21 protein-coding genes are annotated in these 24927 nt (G+C 69.1%); 8 read left to right on the plus strand and 13 right to left on the minus strand.

Annotated elements, in window-relative coordinates; translation table 11 throughout:
- Positions 1 to 7 precede the first annotated feature (7 nt).
- Genes KLK06_RS32540 through KLK06_RS32555 form a run of 4 tightly spaced genes read right to left on the minus strand, consistent with a single transcriptional unit; the run spans position 8 to position 3603 of the window.
- Positions 8 to 595: an ATP/GTP-binding protein gene (locus KLK06_RS32540; RefSeq protein ID WP_214639502.1), complete on the minus strand. Its 588-nt coding sequence runs from the start codon at positions 593 to 595 to the stop codon at positions 8 to 10.
- Entirely contained in the window at positions 576 to 968 is a 393-nt protein-coding gene (locus tag KLK06_RS32545) for a DUF742 domain-containing protein (protein ID WP_308168547.1), read from the minus strand. The genes KLK06_RS32540 and KLK06_RS32545 overlap by 20 nt, the downstream gene beginning before the upstream one ends.
- The gene (locus KLK06_RS32550; RefSeq protein WP_214639503.1) at positions 965 to 1381 is read right to left on the minus strand and encodes a roadblock/LC7 domain-containing protein; all 417 of its coding nucleotides are present in this window, start codon (positions 1379 to 1381) and stop codon (positions 965 to 967) included. Before KLK06_RS32550 ends, KLK06_RS32545 begins: the two co-directional genes overlap by 4 nt.
- Positions 1378 to 3603, minus strand: a complete 2226-nt coding sequence (locus tag KLK06_RS32555; RefSeq protein ID WP_308168548.1) for a nitrate- and nitrite sensing domain-containing protein — start codon at positions 3601 to 3603, stop codon at positions 1378 to 1380. The genes KLK06_RS32550 and KLK06_RS32555 overlap by 4 nt, the downstream gene beginning before the upstream one ends.
- A 274-nt stretch (positions 3604 to 3877) precedes the next feature.
- On the opposite strand from KLK06_RS32555, the gene KLK06_RS32560 reads away from it, so the two are divergent.
- Positions 3878 to 4918, plus strand: coding sequence for a terpene synthase family protein (locus KLK06_RS32560; protein WP_214639504.1), 1041 nt, complete (start codon positions 3878 to 3880; stop codon positions 4916 to 4918).
- Here the strand turns inward: KLK06_RS32560 and KLK06_RS32565 are convergent.
- The 3 genes from KLK06_RS32565 to KLK06_RS32575 all read right to left on the minus strand — a co-directional run bounded on the left by KLK06_RS32565 (position 4915) and on the right by KLK06_RS32575 (position 8859).
- Positions 4915 to 6417, minus strand: a complete 1503-nt coding sequence (locus tag KLK06_RS32565; protein WP_308168549.1) for a prenyltransferase/squalene oxidase repeat-containing protein — start codon at positions 6415 to 6417, stop codon at positions 4915 to 4917. The genes KLK06_RS32560 and KLK06_RS32565 overlap by 4 nt on opposite strands.
- A complete protein-coding gene (locus KLK06_RS32570; protein ID WP_214639505.1) occupies positions 6414 to 7787 on the minus strand; it encodes a cytochrome P450 in 1374 nt (457 codons plus the stop codon). The genes KLK06_RS32565 and KLK06_RS32570 overlap by 4 nt, the downstream gene beginning before the upstream one ends.
- A 142-nt stretch (positions 7788 to 7929) precedes the next feature.
- Entirely contained in the window at positions 7930 to 8859 is a 930-nt protein-coding gene (locus KLK06_RS32575) for an aldo/keto reductase (RefSeq protein ID WP_214639506.1), read from the minus strand.
- Between the two features lie 37 nt (positions 8860 to 8896).
- Between KLK06_RS32575 and KLK06_RS32580 the strand changes: the two genes are divergently transcribed.
- A complete protein-coding gene (locus KLK06_RS32580; protein WP_214639507.1) occupies positions 8897 to 9859 on the plus strand; it encodes an alpha/beta hydrolase family protein in 963 nt (320 codons plus the stop codon).
- A 70-nt stretch (positions 9860 to 9929) separates the two neighbouring features.
- Positions 9930 to 10475 carry a TetR/AcrR family transcriptional regulator gene (locus KLK06_RS32585; protein WP_214639508.1) on the plus strand — a complete coding sequence of 182 codons (546 nt, stop codon included), beginning with the start codon at positions 9930 to 9932 and terminating at the stop codon, positions 10473 to 10475.
- Here KLK06_RS32585 and KLK06_RS32590 read toward each other — a convergent pair.
- Positions 10413 to 11981, minus strand: a complete 1569-nt coding sequence (locus tag KLK06_RS32590) for a wax ester/triacylglycerol synthase family O-acyltransferase (RefSeq protein ID WP_214639509.1) — start codon at positions 11979 to 11981, stop codon at positions 10413 to 10415. The two genes, KLK06_RS32585 and KLK06_RS32590, sit on opposite strands and share 63 nt — an antisense overlap.
- Before the next feature lie 142 nt (positions 11982 to 12123).
- Positions 12124 to 13170, minus strand: coding sequence for a sulfite oxidase (locus tag KLK06_RS32595; protein ID WP_214639510.1), 1047 nt, complete (start codon positions 13168 to 13170; stop codon positions 12124 to 12126).
- A 535-nt stretch (positions 13171 to 13705) separates the two neighbouring features.
- Between KLK06_RS32595 and KLK06_RS32600 the strand changes: the two genes are divergently transcribed.
- Entirely contained in the window at positions 13706 to 14323 is a 618-nt protein-coding gene (locus KLK06_RS32600) for a hypothetical protein (RefSeq protein WP_214639511.1), read from the plus strand.
- A 73-nt stretch (positions 14324 to 14396) separates the two neighbouring features.
- Here KLK06_RS32600 and KLK06_RS32605 read toward each other — a convergent pair whose 3' ends face one another.
- The gene (locus tag KLK06_RS32605; protein ID WP_214639512.1) at positions 14397 to 15032 is read right to left on the minus strand and encodes a hypothetical protein; all 636 of its coding nucleotides are present in this window, start codon (positions 15030 to 15032) and stop codon (positions 14397 to 14399) included.
- Positions 15033 to 15902: 870 nt separating this feature from the next.
- The gene (locus tag KLK06_RS32610; protein WP_214639513.1) at positions 15903 to 16643 is read right to left on the minus strand and encodes a hypothetical protein; all 741 of its coding nucleotides are present in this window, start codon (positions 16641 to 16643) and stop codon (positions 15903 to 15905) included.
- Between the two features lie 465 nt (positions 16644 to 17108).
- Between KLK06_RS32610 and KLK06_RS32615 the strand changes: the two genes are divergently transcribed.
- On the plus strand, positions 17109 to 17702 hold the full coding sequence (locus tag KLK06_RS32615; RefSeq protein ID WP_214639514.1) for a dihydrofolate reductase family protein: 594 nt from the start codon (positions 17109 to 17111) through the stop codon (positions 17700 to 17702).
- A gap of 60 nt (positions 17703 to 17762) precedes the next feature.
- Here the strand turns inward: KLK06_RS32615 and polX are convergent, their stop codons facing one another.
- Positions 17763 to 19445 (minus strand): DNA polymerase/3'-5' exonuclease PolX, encoded by a 1683-nt coding sequence (gene polX / locus KLK06_RS32620; protein ID WP_214639515.1) that lies wholly within the window; start codon positions 19443 to 19445, stop codon positions 17763 to 17765.
- A 338-nt stretch (positions 19446 to 19783) separates the two neighbouring features.
- Positions 19784 to 20779 (minus strand): aldo/keto reductase, encoded by a 996-nt coding sequence (locus KLK06_RS32625; RefSeq protein WP_214639516.1) that lies wholly within the window; start codon positions 20777 to 20779, stop codon positions 19784 to 19786.
- 212 nt (positions 20780 to 20991) lie between these two features.
- Between KLK06_RS32625 and KLK06_RS32630 the strand changes: the two genes are divergently transcribed.
- The 3 genes from KLK06_RS32630 to KLK06_RS32640 all read left to right on the plus strand — a co-directional run bounded on the left by KLK06_RS32630 (position 20992) and on the right by KLK06_RS32640 (position 24862).
- Positions 20992 to 22095 (plus strand): sensor histidine kinase, encoded by a 1104-nt coding sequence (locus tag KLK06_RS32630; protein WP_214639517.1) that lies wholly within the window; start codon positions 20992 to 20994, stop codon positions 22093 to 22095.
- Between the two features lie 73 nt (positions 22096 to 22168).
- Positions 22169 to 24727: a class III lanthionine synthetase LanKC gene (lanKC, locus tag KLK06_RS32635; protein WP_214639518.1), complete on the plus strand. Its 2559-nt coding sequence runs from the start codon at positions 22169 to 22171 to the stop codon at positions 24725 to 24727.
- Between the two features lie 3 nt (positions 24728 to 24730).
- Complete coding sequence (locus KLK06_RS32640; RefSeq protein ID WP_214639519.1) at positions 24731 to 24862, plus strand: SapB/AmfS family lanthipeptide; 132 nt, start codon at positions 24731 to 24733, stop codon at positions 24860 to 24862.
- Positions 24863 to 24927: the final 65 nt, after the last annotated feature.

Consider the following 24927-nt stretch of genomic DNA (forward strand, 5'->3'; position numbering starts at 1 on the left):
ACCGGCGTCAAGGAGCCACGGGCTCCACGCGGAGTTTGGCGGAATGCTTTACCAGGGTGATCAGCACCTCCCTGCTCGAATCGCGCTTCCTGGCATCGCACAGGACGATCGGGATCGACGGGTTCAGCTGGAGAGCCAGCCGTACCTCGTCGAGCTCGAACGTCCGCGCGCCCTCGAAGCAGTTGACCGCCACCACGAACGGCGTGCCGCGGCGCTCGAAGTAGTCGATCGAAGGGAAGCAGTCGGCCAGGCGGCGGGTGTCGGCCAGGACGACCGCGCCCAGCGAGCCCTCGGCCAGCTCGTCCCAGACGAACCAGAACCGCTCCTGTCCCGGCGTGCCGAACAGGTACAGCACGTAGTCGCTGCCGAGCGTGATGCGGCCGAAGTCCATCGCCACGGTCGTCGTGCGCTTGGCCTCCACCGACGAGATGTCGTCGATGCCGACGCCGCGGTCGCTCAGGATCTCCTCGGTCCGCAGCGGACGGGTCTCGGAGACCGCGCCGACCAGCGTGGTCTTGCCCGCGCCGAAACCACCGGCCACCAGGATCTTGATCGCCGTAGGCAGGCGCGGGCGTTCAGAGCGATCGAAGGCCATCGAGCACCGCCCTGTACATGTTCATGTCGTGCATGTCCACCTCGGATTGCGGTTCCTGGGCCGAGACGAGTTCCCTGTCGAACAGGTCGCCGAGCAGCACCCGGATCGTGCCCGCGGGCAGATCCAGGTAGGCGGCGATCTCGGCGACGGACTTGGGCTCGCGGCAGAGCCGCAGGATCGACAGATGTTCGGGGTCGAGCCCGGCCTCGGGGCCGGGCGGCGGGCCGATGGCCAGGGCCATGGAGATCAGGTCGAACTTGCCGTGCGCGGGCTGGGTCCGCCCCCGCGTCACCACGTAGGGCCGGATGATCTCCGGATCGACCCAGTGCTCGTCCAAAGGCTCGCCCATGGGGTCGTGGTCAGGGGTGTTCACCGATCACCCCTGGCCACGCCCTCGGCGCGGACGCCCGTGGTGAGGTACTGGCCGACTCGGGCGACGAGCATGGCCATCTCGTACGCGATCAGGCCGATGTCCGCGTTCTGCGCGCACAGCACGGCCAGGCACGCCCGCTCACCCGCCACGGTCACGATGAGGAACCGCGAGCGCCACTCCACCACCGTCTGCTTGACCGGGCCGCCGCCCACGTGCTCGGACAGGCCCTTGGCCAGGCTCTGCAGCCCGGAGGCCACCGCCGACAGGTGCTCGCCGTCGGTCCGCTGCAACGCCGCGGACGAGCCCATCAGCAATCCGTCGGAGGACAGCACAATGGCGTGCTCGGCCTCCTTGACCCGGCCGATCAGATCGTCGAGCAGCCAGTTGAGATCCGTGCCGGAACCAGGTGTCACGTGTCGCCTCCCGGTTGCTCGCCCTTGAGCCCGTCCATGATTTTGGCCGCTTCGGTCCTGCCCAGATTGGTGCCCGACTGCAGAGATCCCATCATCGCGCGGATCTCCTCCGGCGAGCGTTCGTCATCGTCCTCCTCGGGGTTCGGCCGCGCGGCGGGCGCCTCGTCACGCAGGGCGGGGGCAAGGTTGGCCTGCGGCACCCGCAAGGGCAGGCCGGAAGGGGTGTACTCGGGGGCGGGCGCGGGCTCCGGGCGCGCGCGCCTTGGCTCCGGCAGGACGCGCTCGCGTTCCGGCGCCTGTTCGGCGGACCTGCGGGGCGGGGCCACGGTCAGCCGGCGCACGGTCGTCGACGCGGCCGGCCGCGTCGCCGTGGCGACGGCCTTCCTGCGGGGCAGCCGCGTCGGCTCATCACCCTCCTCCGGCTGGTCGCCGAGCTGGACGAGCTGCTGGGGGAGCAGGGCCACGACCGTGGTCCCTCCGTACGGCGAGGACTTGAGCACGACCTGGATCCCATGGCGCCCGGCCAGGCGGCTGACCACGTACAGGCCCAGGCGCGCGGTGCCGGTGATGCGGAACTCCGGGGGGTCGGCGATGCGCTCGTTGGCGGCCACCAGGTCCTCCGGCTTCATGCCGAGGCCGCGGTCCTCGATCTCGACCACGTAGCCGTTGGCCACCAGTTGCCCGCGGACCTCGACGGTGGTGTAGGGCGGGGAGAAGGAGACCGCGTTCTCGATCAGCTCGGCCAGCAGGTGGACGACGTCACCCACGGCGCGGCCCAGCAGCACGACGTCGCCCATCGGCATGAGCGTCACCCGGGTGTAGTCCTCCACCTCGGCCAGCGCGCCGCGCACCACGTCGACCATCGGCACCGAGCGCCGCCACGTGCGGGCGGGTGAGGAGCCGGAGAGCACGATGAGGTTCTCGGCGTTGCGCCGCATCCGGATGGCCAGGTGGTCCAGCCGGAAGAGCTCCTTCAGCTCCTCGGGATCGGTCTCACGCCGCTCCATCACGTCGAGCACGGTCAACTGCCGGTGCACCAGGCCCTGGGTCCTGCGGGCCAGGCTGAGCAGGATGTCGCGGATGCTGCGGCGCAGCTCGGCCTGCTCGGCGGCGACGCTGACCGCGGTGCGCTGCATGGTGTTGAACGCCTGGCCGACCTGCCCGATCTCGTCGTCGCCGAAGTCCAGCGACGGGGCCTCCCGCGCCAGGTCCACCTCCTCACCGTGACCGATCCGCTCCACCAGACGGGGCAGCCGCTCGTTGGACAGCTCGTGCGCGGCGTCCCGCAGCTTCTGCAACTGGGCGAGGAGCGTACGGGCCGTGGTGATGGACAGGACGATCGACGCGATGACCGCGATGAGCCCCAGGCCACCGGCCAGGAGCAGCCGTACGACCACGCCGACCGCGACCGGCACCGCGCGGTCCACGAGGCGGTCACCCGCGCTGAGCACGAGGGCGTTGAAGTCGGCGAGGGCACGTTCAGAGGCGGTCTTCCACTGGTCGGCGCCGAACGGGACGCTCTCCATGCTGGCGTCCTGCTCGACGAGCCGGGTTTCGAGCTCGCGCAGGCGGTTGAACGTGGTGCTCGCGGCCAGCTTGTCGTAGGCGGCCTTCTCGGAGTCGGGCAGTTCGGCCGCGGCCTGCTCGGCGAGGATGCGCCAGGCGCCCACGGTCTCGGCGAACTGCGTGTGTTCCGCGGCGGTCAGCCGGCCCTCGGCCAGGGCGCCGGCGAGCAGGGCGTCCTCCCGGGCGAGAACCTCGCGCGCCCTGCTCAGCGCGAGGAGCGTGCGGATGTCCTTGGCGACGATCTTGTCATCGAGGGTGGCCACCGAGCCGTAGAGCCGGTAGATGGAGTCGATGACGTCGGCGTAGGCATCGGTCGCCTGCACCCGGTTCATGCGGCCCGCGTCGACGGCCTGCCGGGTGGTCTTGAGCGTGTCGAGCCGCCGGAAGACGTCGGTGACCCGTTTGGCGCCGTCGTCGTCCGTCGCCCAGTCGACCACGCTCGAACTCGCCGCCTCCTCGAAGGTGGCGATCGCTCGGTCGGCCTGCTTGCGCTGGGCCTCCAGATCCTTGCGGGAGCGGAACGTCCCGTCGCCGAGCTGGATGATCGACAGCCGGCGTTCGCGTTGCAGCTCGACGAGCAGCGGCTCGCTCGGACTGACCACGGCGTTGTCGAGCTGCGAGACCCAGAGCAGGTTGACGCCCTCGCGGAGGGTCACCCAGGCGGCGAACACCCAAAGCGCCGCAAGGGAGAGCAGTAGAGCAATGATCTTGGTCCGCAGTCGTGAATTGCGGAAGCGCATCATACCTACCCTGTGAAAGTCATTTGAAATGGCTGACCACCAGGACATGCAGTGGCATACCGGCGCTGAAGACGTGGGCACCCTAGCAAAGAGAGCGATCTTGACTCAACCGGCCGTATTCATTTGCGGTGAAATATCCGTTTTTCTGACTCGATTAGTCAAATATCGTATTAATGGATATCCTCGGCGGGTGAGTGACCCGGGCGGCCGCGCGTACTTCGGCATCCGCAACGATCTCGCGGACCGGTTGCTCAAGGGATCGCATCAACTGGCGGGCGTGCCCGAGGGGGACCGGGGCGCCGTCCTGCGGGCCGCGCTCGATGCCGTTCCCGAAGCGGCCGGGCTGCTGCGCCCCTTTCCCGTCCTGTTCGCCGATGGCGAGAGCTCGGCGAGCCGGCTGGCCTTCAGTTGCCTGTCCGCCGCGGCCACGTTCCCGCTCGCGCGCCGGGACCAGATCGCCGAGCTCGGGGCGCTGACCGCGATCCTGTTCGGCCTCGACGACATCGCCGACGGCATCTCCGGAGAGTGGTCCGACCGCGACTTCACCGCCTTCATCGCCCGGCTCCGCGCCACGGTCACCGGCACGTCCTTCGCCGCCACGCCCGCTGCCGAAGGGCCGATCGAGCAGGTCCTGGGCGCCTGGCAGGCGTGGTGCGCCCGCTTCCACGGGCACGCAGGCGCGGCGGTCCACGCGCCGAACCTGGGGCGACGGCTGGAGCTGGCCGGCGCGGCCATGGTCCGCGAGCGCGCCTGGGCGGCGGGCCGGGCTCCCTGGCCGGAGTACGCGGACTACCTGGCGAACGGCCTGCTCACGATCCTCTACCCCACCTGGTGGGCCGCCGCCCTGGCGATCCGCGGTCCCGTCCCCGCCGAGGCCGCCCACTGGACGTCGATCGAGCCGGCCACCCATCTCGGCGCGGCCTGCATGCGGCTGGCCAACGACATCAGGACGTTCGAGCGGGAGAAGGCCGAGGGCAAGCCCAACTCCATCAGCATCCTGGAGAACGCGGGCACGGGCACGGCGCGGGCGCTCACGAAGGTCTCGGCGCACATCGGCGAGCTCGACACGGAGTTCGGCGCCGCGCTCGCCGACCTGCCCGCCGAACTGGCGGAGATCGCGGAGGGGCAGCGCAGGAGCGTGTCGTTCAACGGCCGCTGGTACCTGGCCAGGGACACGCACGCGTACACCGTTCAGGAACTGGCCGGAGATCTGGAGTCCCATGAGGGTTAGATCCGGCGGGCGAGATGCGACGAGGCGATGACGGCGGCGCGGACCACGGCGACCGGCGTGTAAAGGTCCTTGTCATGCCACAGGGGAGGATGCTCCTCGCCTGACGACCGGGTCAGATACGCGTGACCGCGGTCCACGGCCCGCTCGCATCGCGGGTCCGCCCGCCACCGGGTCAGCAGCAGGATCTGCATCGCGTAGGCGGTCTCCTCCGCGGTGCCCGCCCAGCGGCCCCACGATCCGTCCGGCCGCTGGGTCCCCAGCACCCAGCCGACGGCCGCGTCCACCGCGCCCGCCGACAGGTCGCCGCCGAACTCCTCCAGCGCCAGCGCGCAGGCCGCCGTGGCGTAGTAGCGCGAAGCATGCCATCTGTCGGTCCAGCTCCCGTCCGGCTCCTGCCGCTCGCGGATCCAGGCGGCCACCTCGGCGATGGTCTCGCGGTAGCGGACGGCGGCGGCGGGCAGGCAGGCGACGTACTGGCCGAGGGCGTCGAGCACGTGCGCGTTGACGCTGACCGAGGTGCCCTGCTCTCCCTGCCAGGTGGAGAAGCGCGTGCCGGAGCGGAAGGCCCATAGGCAATCCGGCTCGTACGGCATGCCGAGCAGCGCCAGGGCGTACAGCGCCACAGAGGTCGTGTCGGCGTCGGCGGGCAGCCCGGGGCCGGCGGGGGCGCCGGCGGGACCGATCGCCGCCCTGAGGTCGGCCACCATCTCCGGCGGCACCTCGACGGGCACGCCCGCGCGGATCAACCAGCTCAGCACCCAGCCCCGCTCGAACACCGTGATGGGCAGCCCGACGGGCACCGGACCGCCGTGGCGCCTGGCCACCGCCTCAAGGTGCCCGCGGGCCGGGTCGTGCACGTCGCGCGCGCCCCGCTCGCCGAGCCAGGCGGCGGTGGCCGCGGGTGAGGCCCCGACGGTGCCGATCGCCGTCGGCCGGCCCACGGGCGCCCCGTTGGCCGCCGGGCCGCCGATCTCCAGAGCGTGCAGCAGCTTCTCCGGCACCTCGGCCCCCGACTCGATCCACGATCTGACCCGGTCGAGCGCGTCGTAGCTCATCCCGTCGGGCAGTGACAGCGGGCCGTGGCCGGCCAGGCTCTCCAGGTGCCGATTGATCAGAGCGACCAGCGAGGGCACGATGTGCTCGATCGCCGGCATGTCGGGCAGTTCCAGGGGGCCGTCCAGCCAGCCGGCCAGCACGCGCAGGCCGTGCTCGGCGGCCTCCCCGAGGCTCTGCCCGTCGGTGCCGGACTCCCCGCGCAGCAGCGCGGACAGGATCGCCTCGGTGGCGCTCAGGGTCGGCACCAGCCCGTATCCGTCGGGCGCCCCCCAGGCGCCGTCCTGCCGCTGGGCGGCGACCAGGTAATCGATCCGCTCCTGGTGGCCGACCAGCCAGGGAACGAGCGTGACCAGCCGGCCCGTCTCGTAGACCGAGGACGAGACCTGACCCCAGGGCCGGAACATGAGATCCGTCAGCAACGCCGCCGCCTCCCCGCCGCTCACGCCTGACGGCTCCGCTCGATCGGCAGCAGGTTCAGCATGAGTTTCTCCTTCGGCCGTACCGACGCTCCCGGCACGGGGGTGAGCCGCTGCGGGTTGGCCAGCGTCAGCTGGTACCTGCTCAGCAGGTTGGCGATCACGAGCGGGGCCTTGAGAAAGAACAGGTGCCGGCCCAGGCACACGTGCGGGCCGGCGCCGAACGGGATCGAGGCGTAGCGATGCCGGCGCTCGGTCTGCTCGGGCGCCCAGCGCTCCGGGTCGAACGCCAGCGGCCGGTCCCAGAACTCCGCTAACCGATGGGTCGTGTACGGGCTGACCAGCACCTGCGAGCCGGCCTTGATCCGGACACCGCCGATCTCGGTGTCCGCCACGGCCTGGCGGGGGATGATCCAGCCCGGCGGGTACAAGCGCACCACCTCTTGCAGGACCATGCGGAGATACCTGAGCCTCGCCACGTGGGCCGGCCGGACCGGGCCGTCGCCGACCACCTGGCCGATCTCCTCCCGCAGCTTGGCGTACACGTCGGGATAGTCGTGCAGCACCGACCACAGCCAGGTCAGCGACACCGCCGTGGTCTCCGACGCCGCGCCGTAGACGCTGACCAGGTCGTCGCGGACCTGCCGCAGATCGGCCGTGCCCGTCTCCCGGATCCTGGCCCTGAGCAGCGCCGAGACCACTTCGTTGGTGTCGGTGCCCTCCTTGAGAGCCCGTTCGATCAAGGGGTGGACGATCTCGTCGATCTTCTTCGTGGCCGCCAGGAAGGCCCGGTCTCCCGGCACCCTGACGGAGTAGGGCACGAAGGGGAAGAGCAGCCGGAAGCCGATCGACGTGGCGCACGTGGCGAACTCGGGCAGCAGCCGCTCGGCGACATCCCGGGGGATCCGCCCGCCGAACAGCACCTTGATGACGCTCTCGTTGACGATCGCCGTCATCTGGTGCCCGGCGTCGATCGGCCGGCCGGTCCGCGCGTGCTCGTCCAGCTCGGCGACGCGGCCGGCGATGATGTCGGCCAGGTCCTCGCCCAGCGAAGCCGTGTACCTCGCGGTGAACAGCGGCTGGAGGACCTTCCTGCTGGACTCCCAGCCCGCGCCCTCACCCAGGATGCTCTGGCCGGTCACGCGCCGCAGCGGCCGCCAGAACATGCCTTCGCGTACGAAGGTGGACCAGTCGGTCTTGAGCACCTGCTGGACGTGGTCGGGATGGGAGACCAGGTAGGGCCGGAACGGGCCGATGTGCAGCCGGACGATCCGCCCGCCGGCGTCGGTGCCCATCTTGGCCAGCTCGGTGACCGGGTCTCGCAGCAGCCTGGGGAGGGCTTGGTGGAAGGGCAGGACTTGGGGTTCTTGTTCGTCGGTTGGAAGTCCGGGTGCCACGCGATCCTCCAACAGCCCGTCTCACCTGACGGACATTTCCTGACAAGAGTAAGAACTCTTGTGGAGTATCACATGATCTTTGGTAGGGATTCAAGATCGCACCTGGGTAGGAGCTCCCATTGGATCCCGCAGTTCTCCGTGGTCAGGGGCGGGAGGCCGTGTCCAGGAGGTGTAGTTCGTCGGCGGTCAGGGTGAGCGCGGCCGCCGTGAGGAGCGGCTGGAGCTGCCTGACGTCGCGGGCGCTGGCGATCGGCGCGGTGATCGTGGGCTGGGCGGCCAGCCAGGCCAGCGCCACCGCCGCCGGTTCGGCGTCGTGCTCCGCGGCCACCTTGGCGAGGGCCTCGATCGTCCGCGGCCCGTGCTCCGTCTCCAGGTATGAGGCCGCCTGCCCTGCCCGGGGGCTGTCGATCGTGGTCCCCGGGGTGTACTTGCCGGTCAGGAAGCCGCGGGCCAGCGAGAAGTACGGTGTGCTGGACAGCCCCTCCCTGGCCACCACGTCCCGCAGCTCACCCTCATAGGCGCGGTCGACCAGGTTGTACGGCTGCTGGAGCGCGACGTACCTGGGCAGGCCCTCGTCGTCGGCCACCCGCAACGCCTCCGCCAGCCGGTCGGCGCCGTAGTTGGAGGCGCCGATGTGGCGGATCTTGCCCTCCTCGACCAGCGCCCCGAACGTGGCCAGCGTGTCCGCGAGCGGGGTGTCGCGGTCGTCGACGTGCGCCCAGTAGAGGTCGATCCGGTCGGTACGCAGCCGGCGCAGAGAGTTCTCGACGGCGGTGCGGATGGTCGCGGGCGCCAGGCCCTCCAGACCCGCCAGCATGCCGACCTTGGTGGCCAGCACGAGCGAGTCGCGGTTGCCGCGCTCCGCCAGCCAGTCACCGATGATCATCTCGGAGGTGGACTCGCCGGTGGCCCAGTACGGGTAGACGTCGGCCGTGTCGATGAAGTTGCCGCCGCCCTCGACGTACGCGTCGAGCACCTCGAAGGACGCCGCCCTGTCGGCGGTCCAGCCGAAGACGTTGGTGCCAAGGCATATCGGGAACACGGTCAGATCCGTGGTGGCGATTGATCTCATCTTCGCTATTATCCGCGCATCGAAAAGGGAGGCTCTGGTGGCATCCCGATTAAGCGGCTGCCTGGTCGGCGCGGTCGTCGCCGGCGGCCTTTTCGCCTTGGGCACGACGGCCGTACTCCTGCTCCATCGTGACGGCGAGCCCGCCCCTCAGCCGGTTCCGTCGAGGAGCACGCGAGCGGCCGAGGTGGTCGAGGAGAAGCGGCTCGACGAGCGCAGGATGGAGCTGACGATCAGGTCGCGGGCGCTGGCCGGCACCACGAAGGTCCGCCTGCTGCTCCCCGCGGGCTGGGAGGCGCGCCGTGACTGGCCGGTGCTCTGGCTGCTGCACGGCGGCCTCGACGACTACGCCACGTGGACCGCCAAGACCGACGTCGACGCGCTCACCCGGGACTCCGGGCTGATGGTGGTGATGCCCGACGGCGGCAAGTGCGGCAGCTACTCCGACTGGTGGAACGGTGGCGACGGCGGCCCGCCACGCTGGGAGACGTACCACCTCAAGGAGCTGCTGCCGCTGCTCGAATCCCGCTACCGCGCCGGGCGGGAGCGGGCCGTCGCGGGCTATTCGATGGGCGGCCAGGGCGCCATGCTGTACGCCGCCAAGGGCTACTTCAAGGCGGCGGCCTCGTTCAGCGGAGCCGTGCACATCCTCGAACCCGGCGTGCCGCAGGCCGTGATGGCGGGCACCACGATCGGCTGCTTCGGCACCGACTGGAAGCGCGTCTGGGGAGATCCGGCCGAGCAGCGCGCCGTGTGGCGCGCCCACAACCCCTACGACCAGGCCGGGAGGCTCAAGGGGGTCGAGCTCTACGTGGCCGCGGGCGCAGGCGACCTGGTCGAGGACCTCGCCAACCGGGCCGCGCGGGCGTTCGCGGGGCGGCTCGCGGGGTTGGGGATTCCGGTACGTACGCACTTCCACCGCGGCGGGCACAACCACGCCTCCTGGCAGCGGGAGCTGCACCGGGCCTACCCCATGCTCACCCGGGCCATCGGCGTTCAATGAGATCCGCGCGTACGAGGCTCTCGCCTTCACGGCATTACCGGGGGGTTATGGGTGACGCTAGGGTGCGGCTGTGGAGGTCGGCGACGCGCGGACGCGCATCCTGGACGCGGCGGAGGAGCTCTTCGCCGGTGGCGGCTACGAGGCCACGCCGACCGCGCTCATCGCCAGGCTGGCCGCCGTGCCCAAAGGGCTCATCTTCCACTACTTCCCGCGCAAGATCGACGTCCTGGTCGCGCTGATTGACGAGCGCACACTGGTCGAAGAGGGGCACGAGGTCGACGCCGTGCCCGGAGACCCGGCGGGCACGCTGTCGCGGCTGGCCCGCAGGCTGCCGCTGCACGCCTCACCGGCGATGCGGCGCATCCTGTTCCGCGAGGCCGACACGCACGGCTCGGTCAAGGAGCGGCTCGGCCGCCTCAACGGCGAGCTGATCAGCCGGGCCAGGTTCGCGCTCGAACTGGCGCTGCCGGGCGCGCGGGGCGGCGCGGCCCGGCTGGAGGTGGCGGCGGCCACGTTCGCGGCCGTACTGCTCTACCAGGAGAACCTCTGCCAGCTAACCGGCCACCAGATCGATCCCGACGCGGTCGCGGAACTCATCGCCCACTCGCTCATCTGACAGCTCGTCGAGGGCCGACTGCAGGTGGGAGAGCAGCCCCCACACGTCGTCCATCCGCTCGGGGCAGGCCACCACGCCGAAGTCGAGCATGCCGTCGTAGGAGAAGCAGGTGATGTTCACGCCGCCGCTCAGGTCGGTCAGCACCGACAGCGGGTAGTACGACAGGATCCGTCCCCCGCACAGGTACAACGGGAACTGCGGTCCGGGCACGTTACTGATGATCAGGTTGATCGGCGGGAACGTCACCGACGCCAGCCGGAAGATCGCCGGGGTCGCCAGGCTGGTGATGGGAGCGGGCAGCAGTGAGCAGAGCTCGTTCAGCCAGGCGGGCGGCGCCAGCGCGAAGCGCCGCTTGGCGGTGCTCATGGTGGCGCCGACGGTCCGCAGCCGCTGCACCGGATCGGCGACGTTCGTGGGGATCGGGGTGATCATGGCGGAGATCTGGTTGCCCACCACCTCCCCGGCGCCGGACGTACGGACCGCGACGGGGACCGCGACGATCAGCGGCTCGTCGGGCAGCGCGTCACGCTCCTCCAGCCACGACCGCAGCGCCGACGTGCACAGCGCCATGACGATGTCGTTGACGCTCATCCCGTTGGCCTTGGCCACGCTCTTGACGTCCTTGAGCGAGACCGAACCGAACGACAGGTGCCGGCGCCCGCTGATCGGCCCGTTGAACGGCGTGCGCGGGACGGCCAGGCCGGGGAGTTCGGGGCGGCGCTGTTCGTCGCGGGCGACGAACCTGGCCGCCTTGGCGATCAGCCGCGAGCCGGGGATGGTGGCGGCCAGGGGGATCGCGTCGAGGTCACCGGCCGCCTTGACGGCCGAGCGGAGGGCGCGTACGGGGTGGGTGGCGGTCTGTACGGCGGCGCCCGCCAGCATGCTCACCAGGCTGGGGGCCTGGTCTTTCGCGGTCTGGCGGGCCTCGTCCTCCGGTGCCTTGACCTTGTTCGTCCGGCCCGTCTCGCCGATCCGGCTTATCTGGCTTGGTGTCTGACTCGACTTGCAGGTGGGCGGGAGCGCATGGCGGGTGTTGGGGGAGAGGTCGAGCAGCGTGGCGAGTGTCTCCGCGCCCGAGACGCCGTCGATGGCCGCGTGATGCACCTTGGTGTAGACACCGACCAGACCGTCGGCCAACCCGTTGATCAGGTGCATCTCCCACAGCGGATGAGCCCGGTCGAGCCGGCGGGCGTGGATGGCGGCCACCGCCTCGGCCAGTTGCCGGTCACCGCCGGGCGCGGGCAGCGTCATCTCGAACAGGTGGTTGCCGATCTCGAAATCGGGGTCGGGCACCCAGTAAGGCCGGTCGAGCCCGAGCGGCACCTCCGCCAGTCGCAGGCTGAGCGCGGGCGACAGGTGCAGCCGCTCCAGTAGCAGGGCCGCGAGGTTGTCGCGGGTCACGTAGCCGTCGGCGGGATCAAGGATCGCCAGGCCCGCCACGTGAGCGGCGGTGGTCGCGGACTCGACATTGAGGAACTGGGCGTCGAGGGCGGTGAGCTGGCGCATCTGCTCTCCCTTTCTCGGAATGTGGCTACCATCACACGCGAGGATTGCCGTGAAGTTTCCGCGAGAGTCTTTCAGATGAATTCAGGTGCGCCGTACAACCCTTTAGTCAATGCGCAGCTCACACCGGATCGGTGACAATTATCTATCCGTGGACAACGGAAATAGGGTGTCGCACGACGGCGCCGAAGTGATATCCGAACGGGTGGTGCGGCGTCGTCAGCGGCTGCGTCACCCCCGTCTCGTCGGTCGCCCGCGCCATCAGCTCGTACGCCCCCGCCGGCTTGGGCGCCCACTCGATGTGCCACGGCAACCAGGCGCTGACCAGGTGCCGGCCGTGGTGTTCGGCCTGGTGCCAGCTCCGCCCGCCGTCGCTGCTGACATCGACCCGGACGATCCGTCCCTGTCCCGACCACGACCTGCCGTGCAGGATGTACGGCCGCCCGGCCATCAGTCGCGCATTCCAGGCGAGCTCGAAAGCGCTCTTCACCGGCTGGGTCGTTACGTCGCGGTAAAAGACGGTGTTCCACGGTGAAGTGAGCTCGCGGGTTGCTACTTCGATGTCACCCAGCCATTTGATGGACGCTATTCCCACCCATCCCGGCACCACCAGGCGTGCCGGAAATCCGTGGTCGAGCGGGAGCGGCCGGCCGTTCATCTCGTAGGCGACGAGCACGTCGTCCATGGCCTTGCCGACGGGGAGCGGCCTGCGTACGTGCCCGTGGTCCTCGAACGGCGCGTCGAGGCCGCTCGGCAGCAGATCCACGGCGTCCCGCCGCAGGCCCGCGTGCTGGAGCAGGTAGCTGAGCGGCACCCCGCGCCACCGCGCGACCCCGATCCCGCCCAGTCCCCACTGCGTGCCCGGGGCCGGATTGTGCTGCTGCGTCCTGTACAGCCGACGCCCGTTTCCGGCGCACTCGATCGCGGCGTTGATGGTCCGTGACGGCATGGCACGAAGCTGGTCGTAGTCGTACTCGCCGGGACATCGCAGCCCGGGGCCGTGGAGCCGGAGCCGCCAGGTGGTGGGGTTGATGTTGGGAGTGTACGTATGATTTCGCACGAAAAATCGGTCTATTGGGGTGTGGTACCCCTGCCCAGCCATGGCTTCCCACCGCATCTCGGCGCTGCCGTCGTGGACCCTGAACAGGTGGGCGGGCAGCGGTTTGACGATCGTCGCCAGGGCTTGCTCCATGGGGCGTCACCTCCATAGTCCGTATTTCCTACAGGGAAACCATTTAATCGCGACTGGGGGCTTCTCTCCAGCTAGTCCCCGTGAGAACATGCCCGAGATTTGAGACGACGGCACATGACGACGGCGGCACATGACGGTGGGTCCATGGCGGCGGGGCCATGACAGGGAGGCGACGGACGGCGGGGCGGCGGCGCCATGACGGCGGGGCCATGACAGGGAGGCGACGGACGGCGGGGCGGCGGCGCCATGACGGCGGGTCCATGACAGGGGGCGGCGGGTCCATGACGGCGAGGCCATGACGGCGAGACAGCGGGGCCACGACAGCGGGGTCATGGAGGCATGTCGGCGAGGCCGTAAGAGGTGACTGGTCGGTGGGTGGCTCTTGAGTGGTCGGTAGGAAGGGGTGGCGGGTGGTGTCTGATTGCCATGGTCAAGGGGCGACAGCAAGTTTTGGACATGGCATGGGGCCCTGACATCTCGACCTTCACGGGCAGGCTCCTAGCGTGGTGCTGAGGTACACAGCGAGGGGGCCGCGATGTTCATCCAGGTCATTCAGGGACAGATCACGGACGCCGGCGAGATGCGGGCGGCGTTGGACCGTTGGCATGCCGAGCTCGCGCCGGGAGTGGATGGCTGGCTTGGCACGACCGCCGGTGTGACGGACGACGGCATGTTCGTGAACACGGCGCGGTTCGAGTCGCAAGAGGTCGCATGGCGCAACAGCGAGCGGCCCGAGCAGGGTCAGTGGTGGGCCGAGACTGCGAAGCTCTTCAGCGGTGAGGTGGCCTTTCACGACTGCACCGAGGTGTACACGTATCTGGAGGGCGGGTCGGATTCGGCGGGATTCGTCCAGGTGATGCAGGGGCGGATCCGGGATCCGGAGCGGATGCACGAGGTCATCGCCCGGGGCGAGCAGGGCCTGGCCGGGTTCCGGCCCGACCTCATCGGCGGGTTCGCCGCCCTGCACGGGGACGGCGGATACACCGAGGTCGCGTACTTCACCTCCGAGCAGGCGGCCAGAGAAGGCGAGGGCAAGCCGCTCCCGGCCGAGATGCGGGAGCTCTTCGAGGCGTGGAAGGGGCTGTTCGAGGGCGAGCCCGCCTACTTCGACCTGCGCGACCCGTGGTTGTACTCGCCTCGTCAGACCGCCTGAGGTTGAAGCCATCCTCTTGGTCGTGGACGAACCCGTCCCCGAAGTGACCCTGGCTTCATTCCGCCCCTCTCGGTCAGGCTTCGGTGGCCTCCGCCAGGTCGAGGAGGTCATGACGTTCGGCGAGCAGTTTCACGATGTACCGGATGTCTTCGTGGGGGCTGCGGCTGTAGGGGGACAGGAGTGCCCGGACCCGTTCGTCGGCCTCTTGTGGGGTGTTCGCGTCATTGTTGGCGACGACGTAGTACAGGCTTATCAGGGTGCTCGCGTCACCCTCTTCGATCCAGCCGCGCAATCTGTGCTCGGGCTGTAGCTGAATACCCAGCCCGGCGATGGCGCCGATCACGTCGAATGGCAGGTCGTCGGTCAGGAGGTCATTGTCCGGCCAGTGGTCGGAAAGGGAATCCAGGAGCGCGCGTACGGATTCCGTGTCCTCCTCCGGAGGATAATCGACCTCCAGGGTCAGATGGCAGCCTGCCGGGGAATAGCGGCAGTCAAGGGAGATCAACGACCGGGAGTAGATGGTTTCCATGGAGGTGTACGGGGTGGTGAACGGTTCGCCATCGTTGGTGGTGTAGTTGCCGCTGTGCAGCGTCCATTGGTAGGTGGTGAGGAAGCGGTTGAAGATCAGGCCGCGTTCGATCTCCACCACGTCGTCGATGGTCTCCTCGGGGTTGTCGGGGTCGTCGGCCGGGATCACGCCGAGCGGCAATTGCTTCGACCGTGTCTCCGTAGTCTTCGGCGAATCTGGCGTAGAGGAGGTTGGGTTCGGTCTTGCGGTGGATGAGACTTATTCCGTAATACGGTGCGGCGTCGGATCCGCCGATGTCGGCGATTCTTGATTCTGGTTGTTGGCGGGTTGTTATTTTTTGTCTGGCGAGAAAGCGAAATCCCAGATCTGCTAGTTCTTTCGAGGTGGATAGGTTCTCGAGCCAGTCAAGCATGCGCATATCCAACCACATCCAACGGTCTCTAGGATGTCTTTCTGGCGGAGAGGGGTTGGTGCTGCATACGGTCCTGGGCGACTGGTGCGACTAATTCGTTAGAGCTGGTGTGCTCGGTGATGACCAGCGGCAATACGTAGCTGGGACTGCGACTGGGGTCGGGGGCTAGGGGGGTCGCTGTCGTCGGTGCTGCCGTCGCGGGTGCGGTGATCATGCCCCGCTGGTCCGCACGAAGGCCGTGGATGTTCCTGTTGGTGTCCCGGGCTCCCCGGGCTCAGGCTCCCGATGCCCCGATGCCCCGATGCCCCGATGCCCCGATGCCCCGATGTCCTGATGTCCTGGTGTCGCGGACTCCCGGTGTGCGGCTCTGTGGCTGAGGTGTCAGTTCGCTGACAGTGCGGTCATGAGCGGGCGAAAGCCGAAGTGCGGGGTGCTGCGTGGGTGTCCGTGGCATGTAGAACACGCATTTGCTCGTTGACGGCGGGAAGTTCGCCCAGGTGGCTGGCAGCACGCGGCTGTCGGCTGATGGGTGAGGTCGAGGTGTGGGTGGAGGAGGGGGTGCTCGATTGGGGACGAGCGACGGGAGGCTCCTCGAGTTGCTGGAAGTCCTCCGTTGTGGGCGAAGGAGCCGGGGGTGCTCAGTTGGGGACGAGTGAGTCGAAGGGCTGGCCGGCGTTGAGGTGTTGGATGAGGGACTCCAAGCCCTGCCGGTGCCCGTTGGCACGGAGCCAGCGGTCTACTTGGCAGGCGGCCTTGGCATACGTGTCCGCCTCCTTGCTGGCCGTACTCAGCCACTCGTCCAAGGAGACCGGCAGTGGAGCGGTCGGTGGGACCAGGCAGCGGTCGCCGGTCGTTCGCGGGGCGAGGTAGCGGGAGTCGTCGGAGACGACTACGGCGAGGCCCTCGTCGAACCACTGCGGGACCTCCGCCCCGGAGGTGAGGCGGGTGTGGAGCTCGACGTGGGACATCTCGTGTGAAGCGATGACCGTGTCGAGGCCGCGGGGCGACAGCATCACCGAGCGGTCCAGAACGGCGATGCCACGCTCCTTGTGGCCGCCGATGTGCTGGTAGCACTCCTCGGTGGTGCAGATGAGCAGGCTGGGCGAGCTCTTTCTGCCGCCGTAGAAGGTGTCGACTCTCTTCGTGGCGGCGTCGACCGTCTGGCTGACGTGTGATCGTTGCTGGGGCGATAGGTCGTGCTCGATGTAGACGCCTGGGCGCAGCTCTGTCAGGCCATAGCAGCCGGGGCATGTCGTGGCGGCCACGGACGGGTAGGCCACCGCCACGCCGGCGACGGCGGCGACGAGCAGCACGGCCAGCGCTGCGAGAGCCCGGGTCCAGATCGTGCGGGCTCTCGATCGCTTGGGCGCCGGTGACATGATCGCCGTCCTTCCGTGGGGGTGGTGGCTGGGGATTACTTTCTCGTATTCCGCTGGCGGCCACATCAACCTGTGGGTGGTCATACTGGGGGATGACCACCCACCACCCGGTTCGGTGAGGAAGGGAAGGCCGCCTGGTAGGCCGCCTGGATCTCGGCGTACAGGGGTGGTCATCCCCAGGGATGATCTGCGGGTGGGTTGGGCCGGGGTGGCATGTCGTTCAGAGATCGCCTTCGGGGGGATCGCCGTCGTGGGTAGCTGGATGGGCCCTCGTGTGATGAGTTCTTAGGCGCCGGGCGGTCTTCATAGCCAGAGGGTGTGGGCGGCCGTTCAGGGTGGCGCGAGGATCGCCGGCGCGCCACCGGCTGGGTTCGCTGGCGCGCCAGGCGAAGGCTTCGCGTCCGGCGCGTGAGCCGGACGTACACGATCGGACAGAACGCGACCACGAGTGGTTGGAGGGGCTTGATGGGAAAGGTCATCTTCTCGATTTCGATGTCGCTCGACGGCTTCATCACCGCGCCGAACGACGAGCCTGGGTGGGGGCTCGGGGAGGGCGGGGAGGTTCTGCACGACTGGGTGCATGGTGGCGAGTGGGGCAGCTTCGGGGCGAAGGGGATCGACGCGGAGGTCCTGGGCGAGCTGGTCGCTGAGGTGGGGGCGATCATCGTGGGGCGGAGGACGTTCGAGGTGTCGGGGGCTTGGGGTGGTCATTCGCCGGGTGGGCTGCCCTGTTTCGTGATGACTCATCGGCCGCCGGAGGAGTGGGTCAGGGAGGGCTCGCCGTTCACGTTCGTCACCGACGGAGTTGAGAGCGCGTTGGCGCAGGCTCGGGCGGTGGCGGGAGATCGGGGCGTCGCGATCGGTGGCGGGGCCGATGTGGGGCGGCAGTTTCTCCGTGCCGGGCTCGTCGACGACCTGCAGATCCATCTGGCGCCCGTGCTGCTGGGGGCAGGGATCAGGTTGTTCGAGATCGGGAGTGAGCAGGTCCGGTTGCGGCGGACCCGGGTGCTGGAGTCGCCGTTCGCCACGCACCTGAGGTTTGAGGTGGCGAAGGATTGACGCGCTCCCCGGGATGAATCCCGGGAAGCGCGTCAATTCCGTGCGGGGCGATGGCCGCGCCTACCGGCCGAGGAATGCGAGCAGTCGCTCCAACGGCCAGGTGTTGATGACGTCCTCCGTGGTCAGCCACGCGCGCTGGGCGATCCCGACGCCGAACCGCTGGTTCGTCAGGTGGGGGATGGCGTGTGAATCGCTGTCGATCGAGAACTTCACCCCATGGTGCTTCGCCAGCCGTACCAGGTCGGCGGGCAGGTCCGATCTGTCTGGGAAGGAGTCGATCTCCATGGCCGTCCCGGTGCGGCCGGCCGCGCGGAAGACGGCTTCCCAGTCGGCGTCCACCTGCGGGCGTTTGCCGATCTTGCGGGTGGTCGGGTGGCCGATGATGTCGACGTAGGGGTTTTCGCAGGCAGCGATGAAGCGGCGGGTCATTTCATCCCGGGACATGCTGAAGTGCGAATGGACCGAGGCCACGCACACGTCGAACTCGCGGAGGATCTCGCCGGGCCAGTCGACGGAGCCGTCGGGGGCGATGTTGAGTTCGGTGCCGTGCAGGAGCCGCATGTCGGGATATTTCTGTTGCAGGTCCGCCACCTGCTGCCGCTGCTCCAGCGCCTTGTCCAGGGTCATCCGCTGCATGGCCAGATCAGGGGCGTGGTCGGTGACCGCATAGTAGACGTAGCCGCGGGCGTGGCCCGCCGCCACCATGTCCTCCAGCGAGGCGATGCCGTCCGTCAGGTTGGTGTGCGTGTGCAGGTCGCCCTTGAGGTCGGCGAGTTGTACGAGGGTCGGCAGCTCGCCGCGGAGCGCCGCCTTCACCTCGCCGCCGTCCTCGCGCATGGGCGGGGGTACGAACTGCATGCCGAGCGCGGCGTAGATGTCCTCCTCGGACTCCGAGGCGATCACCCTCTCGCCCTCGAACAGCCCGTATTCCGAGAGCTTCCACCCCTTCTTCACCGCCATCTCCCGGATGGCGACGTTGTGCTCCTTCGAGCCGGTGAAGTACTGCATCGCCGCGCCCCACGACTCGGCGGGCACCACGCGCAGGTCCACCTGGAGGCCGGACGTGGTGCGTATCGACGTCTTCTTGTCGCCCGCCGCGATGATCTCCGCGACATATGGCTGGGCGCGGAACTCCGTCATGATGGACTCGGGCGCCACGGCCAGGATGTCGATGTCGCCGATCGTGTCCTTCATCCGCCGCAGCGACCCGGCGTAGGCGATGCGCTCGGCCTTCAGCGACGTCATCACCTGCTCGGCCAGGGACATGGCGACGCCGATGTGCACCCTGCGGCCCGACTGTTCGAGCTGCTCGATGCCCTTGAGCAGGTTGGCGAGGGTTTTCGGGCCGAGCCCCTTGACGCCGTCGAGCCGCCCGGAGGTGATCGCCTCGCCGAGTGCGGCGGGGGAGTCGATGCCGTAGTCCTCGAACAGCATGATCGCCGTCTTCGGCCCCAAGGTGGGCACGCGGGTCAGCCGCCGCACCCCTTCGGGCACCCGGCCGCGCAGGTCGTCGAGCTGGCGGAAGCTCCCGCGCTGCAGGAACTCCTCCATCTTCTTGGCGATCGCCTCGCCCACGCCCGGCACACCGCGTACGTCGGCCACCGAGATGTCCTCGGGGAACCCGGCGATCGCCTTGGCGGCCTTCTGATAGCTCCGCACCCGGAAGGCGTCACCGCCGGTCAACGCGAACAGCTCCGCGTACTCGGTAAGCGCCGCCGCCGCATCATCGTTAGCCCTAGCCATGGGCTCAGCTTAGGGATCCACTCCGACAAACGGCGAGCTCGGGAGACAGCGCGAGGTCCCGGAGCCGTACAAGAAGTCCAAGCCTTCACCCTCTTCATGGCATTAGCGGCGATACGCGACAGTGACGGATCGGACGCGTACAGTGTCCAGTGAAGCCCATCGGAACCGGACGCTGGACCGACCGTCCAGGTGGCCACGAAGTGACCACCCAGATGGTCAAGAACACGCACGTAACGGCGCCCGGCCACCTCCACCGGAGGAGCGTTCCCCTGGAGAGACCCCAGCACCGGAGGGTGGGTGGGCCCTCCCGTGCCGGCCGTAAAGAAGACTCAAGCTGTTCACATACGCACTTCGCGCGGCCGATATGGGTCGGCGAGGGAGGCCAGGTTCTTGTCGGAGAGCGACACGGACAGCGCGGCGAGCGCGTCGTCCACGTGGCCCGGCTTGGTGGCCCCGACGATCGGAGCGGTGACGGTCGGCTGGCGCAGCACCCAGGCCAGCGCGATCTGGGCCGCCGGCAGCCCGTGCTCACGCGCGACCTCCGCCACCCGGTCCAGGATGAGCCCGTCGTTCTCGGGATCGTAGAGGGCGTCGATGCGCGCGTCGGAGCCCGCCCTCGTCGTCGACTCCGGCGCGCCCGCGCCGGTCGTCGACTTGGACGCGCCCGCGCGGGCCAGTACGCCGCGCGCCAGCGGGCTCCACGGGATCACGCCCACGCCCTGGTCCGCGCAGAGCGGGAGCATCTCCCGCTCCTCCTCGCGGTACAGCAGGTTGTAGTGGTTCTGCATGGACACGAACCTGGTCCACCCGTTGTCCCGCGCCACGTGCTGCGCCTTGGCGAACTGCCACGCCCACATGGACGAGGCGCCGATGTAGCGGGCTTTGCCCGATCTGACCACGTCGTGCAGTGCCTCCATCGTCTCCTCGATGGGCGTCTCGTCGTCCCAGCGATGGATCTGGTAGAGGTCCACATAGTCGGTGCCCAGCCGGCGCAGCGAGGCGTCGATCGAGTCGAGGATGTGCTTGCGCGACAGGCCCCGGTCGTTGGCTCCCCTGCTCATCGGGAAATAGACCTTGGTGGCCAGCACATAGTCCTCGCGCCTGGGGAAGATCTTGCGCAGGATGTTCCCCGTCACGACCTCACTCGCGCCGACGCTGTAGACGTCGGCCGTGTCGAAGAACGTGACACCGCCGTCGGCGGCCCGGCGGACGAGTGGCTCGGCCTCGTCCTCGGGCAGCGCCCATTCCTGCCTGGCCGGATCGCCGTAACTCATCATGCCCAGGCAGATGCGCGAGACCCGCAAGCCGGTGTCACCAAGTCGTCTGTAATCCATAGCGGTAACCCTAGGACCACGTTGCGCGGCCTAAGTCAGGCGGGGGCGGGCAGGGAGTGGTGCTCGATGTAGACAAGGAGCTTTACAGAATCCACGTGGGAAAAGAGAAGATGCTCGCGACGCAGCGTATCGGGGGACGAGTGAATGGATCAGGCAGTCAGCCGGTTCCCCGGCTGCGCTTACTCGGAATCGTTCCCTCGTCACCCCTGAACATGGCCTGGCTGGCCTTCACGGCCGGGCTCCTCGCCCTGACGGTTCCGGTGCAGTGGGGGTTGGCCGGTTCCGGGTTCTCGCTGACGGCCTCGGTGACATTGCTCGTCCTGCTGGCCGTCCACGCCCAGTTCGTGTTGGGGACTCTGGCGCGCGGGTCCGCGGGGTGGTGGCTGGTCGGTGTGCAGGCGTGGCTGACGTACCTGCCGCTGGCGTTGTTCGGCGCGGCGTGGACGCCGATGTGCGGGCTGCTGGCCGGCGCGCTGCTGCTGGTGGCCGAGCGGATCAGGTCGACGGCGCTGGTGGCGCTGGCCGTGTGCTGCGGGCCCGTCCTGCTCGCGGCTCCCCGCGAGGCGCTCACGGACAGGGGGTGGGCGCTGGCCGGTCCGGTGCTCGGCCTGATGGAGTTCGCGCTGGTGAGTCTGGCCGCGCGGGCGCAGCAACTGGCCGGCGCCAGGACCGACGCCATCCGTACGACCGTGGCGCTGGAACGACGCCGCTTCAGCAGGGACCTGCACGACCTGGTAGGCCACCGGCTCACCGCCCTGGTGCTGAAGACGCAGCTCATCGAGCGGCTGGTCGAGGAGGACAACGAGAAGGCGAAGCTGGAGGTGGGTGAGACGCTGGAACTGCTGCGCACCCTGGCCGGGGACGTGCGGGCCGTCGCCCACGGCGAGCGGCGCTCCTCGCTGGAACGGGAGATGAACTCGGCCCGCGCCCTGCTGGAGTCGGTCGGGGTCCGGTGCCAGATCCGGGTGACGTGCCGGGAGCTGCCCGGGGACGTCGCCGACACGCTCACCCACGCCCTGCGCGAAGGCGTGACCAACGTGCTGCGGCACGCGGAGGCGCGGCACTGCGCCATCCAGTTGCTCGAAGGCGACCAGCTCGTCCAGCTGTCGATCAAGAATGACGGCGTCCGCCCGGTACGCAGGGCGGGAGAGTCCGGCCAAGGGTTGATGAACCTCACCGAACGGGTGTCCGGCCTGGGCGGGTGGCTGGAGATCACCGCGGTCCGCAGCGACCAATTCACCTTTTCGGTTTATGTCCCGCAGATAAACAAATATGTAAAACTCACAAATGCGTATGAGATAAGCACGCCTCAGTAATGTTGTGTGTTACTAGACGCCTTCCTCGCTGGTTGTCATTCTCTAATTGACAACGCACGGGAGGTCGCGTCGGATGGACCAGTATGAGCTGTACTGCCTCGCGGACGGTCGTTTCTACGACACCCTCGAGCACAGCACCGCCGAGGACGCCGAATTTCCCATCGTGCGCCGGCCGGTTCCCGAAGGATGGCTGCACGAGGCGACCGAGACCTGGTGCTACTACGCACCGGGCGGAGTGGCGCCCCTGCCCTCCCAGGGCTGGAAGATCCACGTGTCGGCCCGTGTGGACGACGCCGAACGGGCCGTGGAGACCGTCTGGGACTATTGCATGCCACGCGGGATCGCGTTCAAGTTCCTGCGCGGTGTCCCGGTCCACGTCATGCTCAACTCCAAGGCGGCCTCGCGGGCGTCGAGCGGCAAACTGATCACGATCTACCCCCGCGACGAGGGCCAGCTCGAACTCGTCCTCAAAGAGCTGGACGAGCTGCTGCGCGACGTGCGCGGCCCGTACATCCTCAGCGACCTGCGCTACGGCGAGGGACCGCTGTTCGTCCGCTACGGCGGCTTCGCCGAGCGGCACTGTCTGTCCGGCGGCGGCGAGCGGGTGCTGGCCGTCGAGGACGGCGACGGGCAGCTCGTGCCCGACGTGCGGGGCGCCACGTTCTCGGTGCCGCCCTGGGCGACGCTGCCCGAGTTCCTGGAACCCCATCTCGCCGCGCGCAACGCCGTGACCACGACCGGCCTGCCGTACGAGATCGAGAAGGTGCTGCACTTCTCCAACGGCGGCGGCGTCTACCTCGGCCGTGACCAGCGGACCGGCGACCGGGTCGTGCTGAAGGAGGCCAGGCCGCACGCCGGGCTCGACACGGCGGGACGCGACGCGGTGGCGCGGCTGACGCACGAGCGCGACATACTGCACCGTCTGGCCGGGCTGCCCGCGGCGCCGGACCTGCTCGGCTACTTCACCCTCGGCGAGCATCACTTCCTGGTGCAGGAGTTCGTCGACGGGACCACGCTGCAACGGCGCCTGGTGCACAGGTACCCCATGACCCGGGCGACCTGCGCCCCGGACGACATCGCCGGCTACACGGACTGGGCCCTCGACACCCTGGACCGGGTCGAGCGGGCGCTCGGGTCGCTGCACGAGCGCGGCGTGGTCTTCGGCGACCTGCACCCCGACAACATCCTGCTGACCGACAGCGGCCGCGTCGTGCTCATCGACTATGAGGTCGCCACGCTCGCCGAGGAGGGCAGTCGCGCCGCGCTGGCCCACCCCGCGTACGTGGCGCCGGCCGACCGGCAGGGCGTCGACGTCGACAGGTACGCGATGGCCTGCCTGCGGCTTGGGCTGTTCGCCCCGCAGTGCACCATCATGCTGCCGTTACACCGGGCCAAGGTCCGGCACCTCGGCGAGATCGTGGGCGACACGTTCACCCCCGAGATCGCGCCGGCGGTGTCCACGATCGCGGGCGACGAGCGCGACGACGGCGAGATGCGCGCCCTGCCGTTGCCCGGGAGCGCCCCCTGGCCCGAACTGCGTGCCGCCATGTGGCGGGCCGTCCGGGCGTCCGCGACACCCGAACGCGACGACCGGCTCTTCCCCGGCGACGTGTCCCAGTTCCAGCCGGGCGGCGGACTGAACCTCGCCTACGGCGCCGCCGGCGTCCTGTACGCCCTGGAGACGACCGGAGCCGGCCGCTTACCCGAGTACGAGAACTGGCTGCTCTCGCGGGCCAAGCGGCCGGCGCCGGGCTCCGGCCTCGGCTTCTACGACGGCCTGCACGGCATCGCCCACGTACTCGACCTGCTCGGCCACCGGCAGGACGCGCTCGACGTGATCGAGATCAGCCTGCGCGAGAAGTGGGACCGCCTGGAATCGGCGCTCTTCTCCGGCCTGTCCGGCATCGGGCTGAACCTCTTCCACCTGAACGACCCCGAACTGGAACGGAGCGCCCTCCGGGCCGTCGACATCTGCGCGGACCGGCTCGGCGGCGTCGACGACGTCCCCGAGATCAGCGGCGGCACGAATCCACGGGCCGGGCTCATGTACGGCTCTTCCGGACCCGCCCTCCTGTTCCTGCACGCCTACGAACGCACCGGTGACACGGCGCTGCTCGACCTGGCCGCCGTCGCGCTCCGGCAGGACCTGCGCCGCTGCCGCGCGGCCGAGGACGGCTCACTCCAGGTGAACCAGGGCTGGCGGCTGCTGCCGTACCTGGACGAGGGGTCCGTCGGGATCGGCCTGGTGCTCGCCCGCTACCTGGCGCACCGGGAGGACGAGACGTTCGCGACCGCGCTACGCGATCTGCGGCTGGTCGCGCGTTCCGGGTTCTTCGTCCAGCCGGGGCTGTTCACCGGGCGCGCGGGCATCGTCGCCGCGCTCGGCTGCGGGCTTGGCGGCCCGGCCGACGCCCAGGTCAAGGGCATGCGCTGGCACGCGTTGCCGTACGGCGGCGGTCTGGCCTTCCCCGGCGACCAACTGCTCCGCTTCTCCATGGATTTCGCGACCGGAACGGCAGGCGTCCTGTTCGCCCTCGGCACAGTGATGGGCGAACAGCCGGGACGCCTGCCCTTCCTCGAGGCCGTCGCCGAACGGCGGCCTGTCTCCAACCAGTCCCAGAAGGAGGTGTAAAACATGGTACTTCTCGACCTGCAGGGTCTCGAGACCCCGGCCAGCAGCGACGTCGCCAGCGGCGGCAGCACCCTGACCGCTCTGACGTGTCAGTCAGGCCACCCGAGCAACCTCAGTGTCGCACTTTGTCACTGATCCACAGGTTGTCACTGATACAGAGGCGCCGATCCCCGCGCCGCCCACTGCGGCGCGGGGATCGC

Origin of the sequence: Nonomuraea sp. NEAU-A123, assembly GCF_018603905.1 — a bacterium.
Lineage (GTDB): Bacteria > Actinomycetota > Actinomycetes > Streptosporangiales > Streptosporangiaceae > Nonomuraea.

Excerpts from the sequence above, each read along its gene's own strand:
- KLK06_RS32540 (WP_214639502.1), bottom strand. The coding sequence starts at position 595 with ATGGCCTTCGATCGCTCTGAACGCCCGCGCCTGCCTACGGCGATCAAG.
- KLK06_RS32575 (WP_214639506.1), bottom strand. The coding sequence starts at position 8,859 with ATGAGATCAATCGCCACCACGGATCTGACCGTGTTCCCGATATGCCTT.
- KLK06_RS32590 (WP_214639509.1), bottom strand. The coding sequence starts at position 11,981 with ATGCGCCAGCTCACCGCCCTCGACGCCCAGTTCCTCAATGTCGAGTCC.
- KLK06_RS32595 (WP_214639510.1), bottom strand. The coding sequence starts at position 13,170 with ATGGAGCAAGCCCTGGCGACGATCGTCAAACCGCTGCCCGCCCACCTG.
- KLK06_RS32600 (WP_214639511.1), top strand. The coding sequence starts at position 13,706 with ATGTTCATCCAGGTCATTCAGGGACAGATCACGGACGCCGGCGAGATG.
- KLK06_RS32610 (WP_214639513.1), bottom strand. The coding sequence starts at position 16,643 with ATGTCACCGGCGCCCAAGCGATCGAGAGCCCGCACGATCTGGACCCGG.
- KLK06_RS32615 (WP_214639514.1), top strand. The coding sequence starts at position 17,109 with ATGGGAAAGGTCATCTTCTCGATTTCGATGTCGCTCGACGGCTTCATC.
- polX (WP_214639515.1), bottom strand. The coding sequence starts at position 19,445 with ATGGCTAGGGCTAACGATGATGCGGCGGCGGCGCTTACCGAGTACGCG.
- KLK06_RS32625 (WP_214639516.1), bottom strand. The coding sequence starts at position 20,779 with ATGGATTACAGACGACTTGGTGACACCGGCTTGCGGGTCTCGCGCATC.
- KLK06_RS32630 (WP_214639517.1), top strand. The coding sequence starts at position 20,992 with ATGGCCTGGCTGGCCTTCACGGCCGGGCTCCTCGCCCTGACGGTTCCG.
- lanKC (WP_214639518.1), top strand. The coding sequence starts at position 22,169 with ATGGACCAGTATGAGCTGTACTGCCTCGCGGACGGTCGTTTCTACGAC.
- KLK06_RS32640 (WP_214639519.1), top strand. The coding sequence starts at position 24,731 with ATGGTACTTCTCGACCTGCAGGGTCTCGAGACCCCGGCCAGCAGCGAC.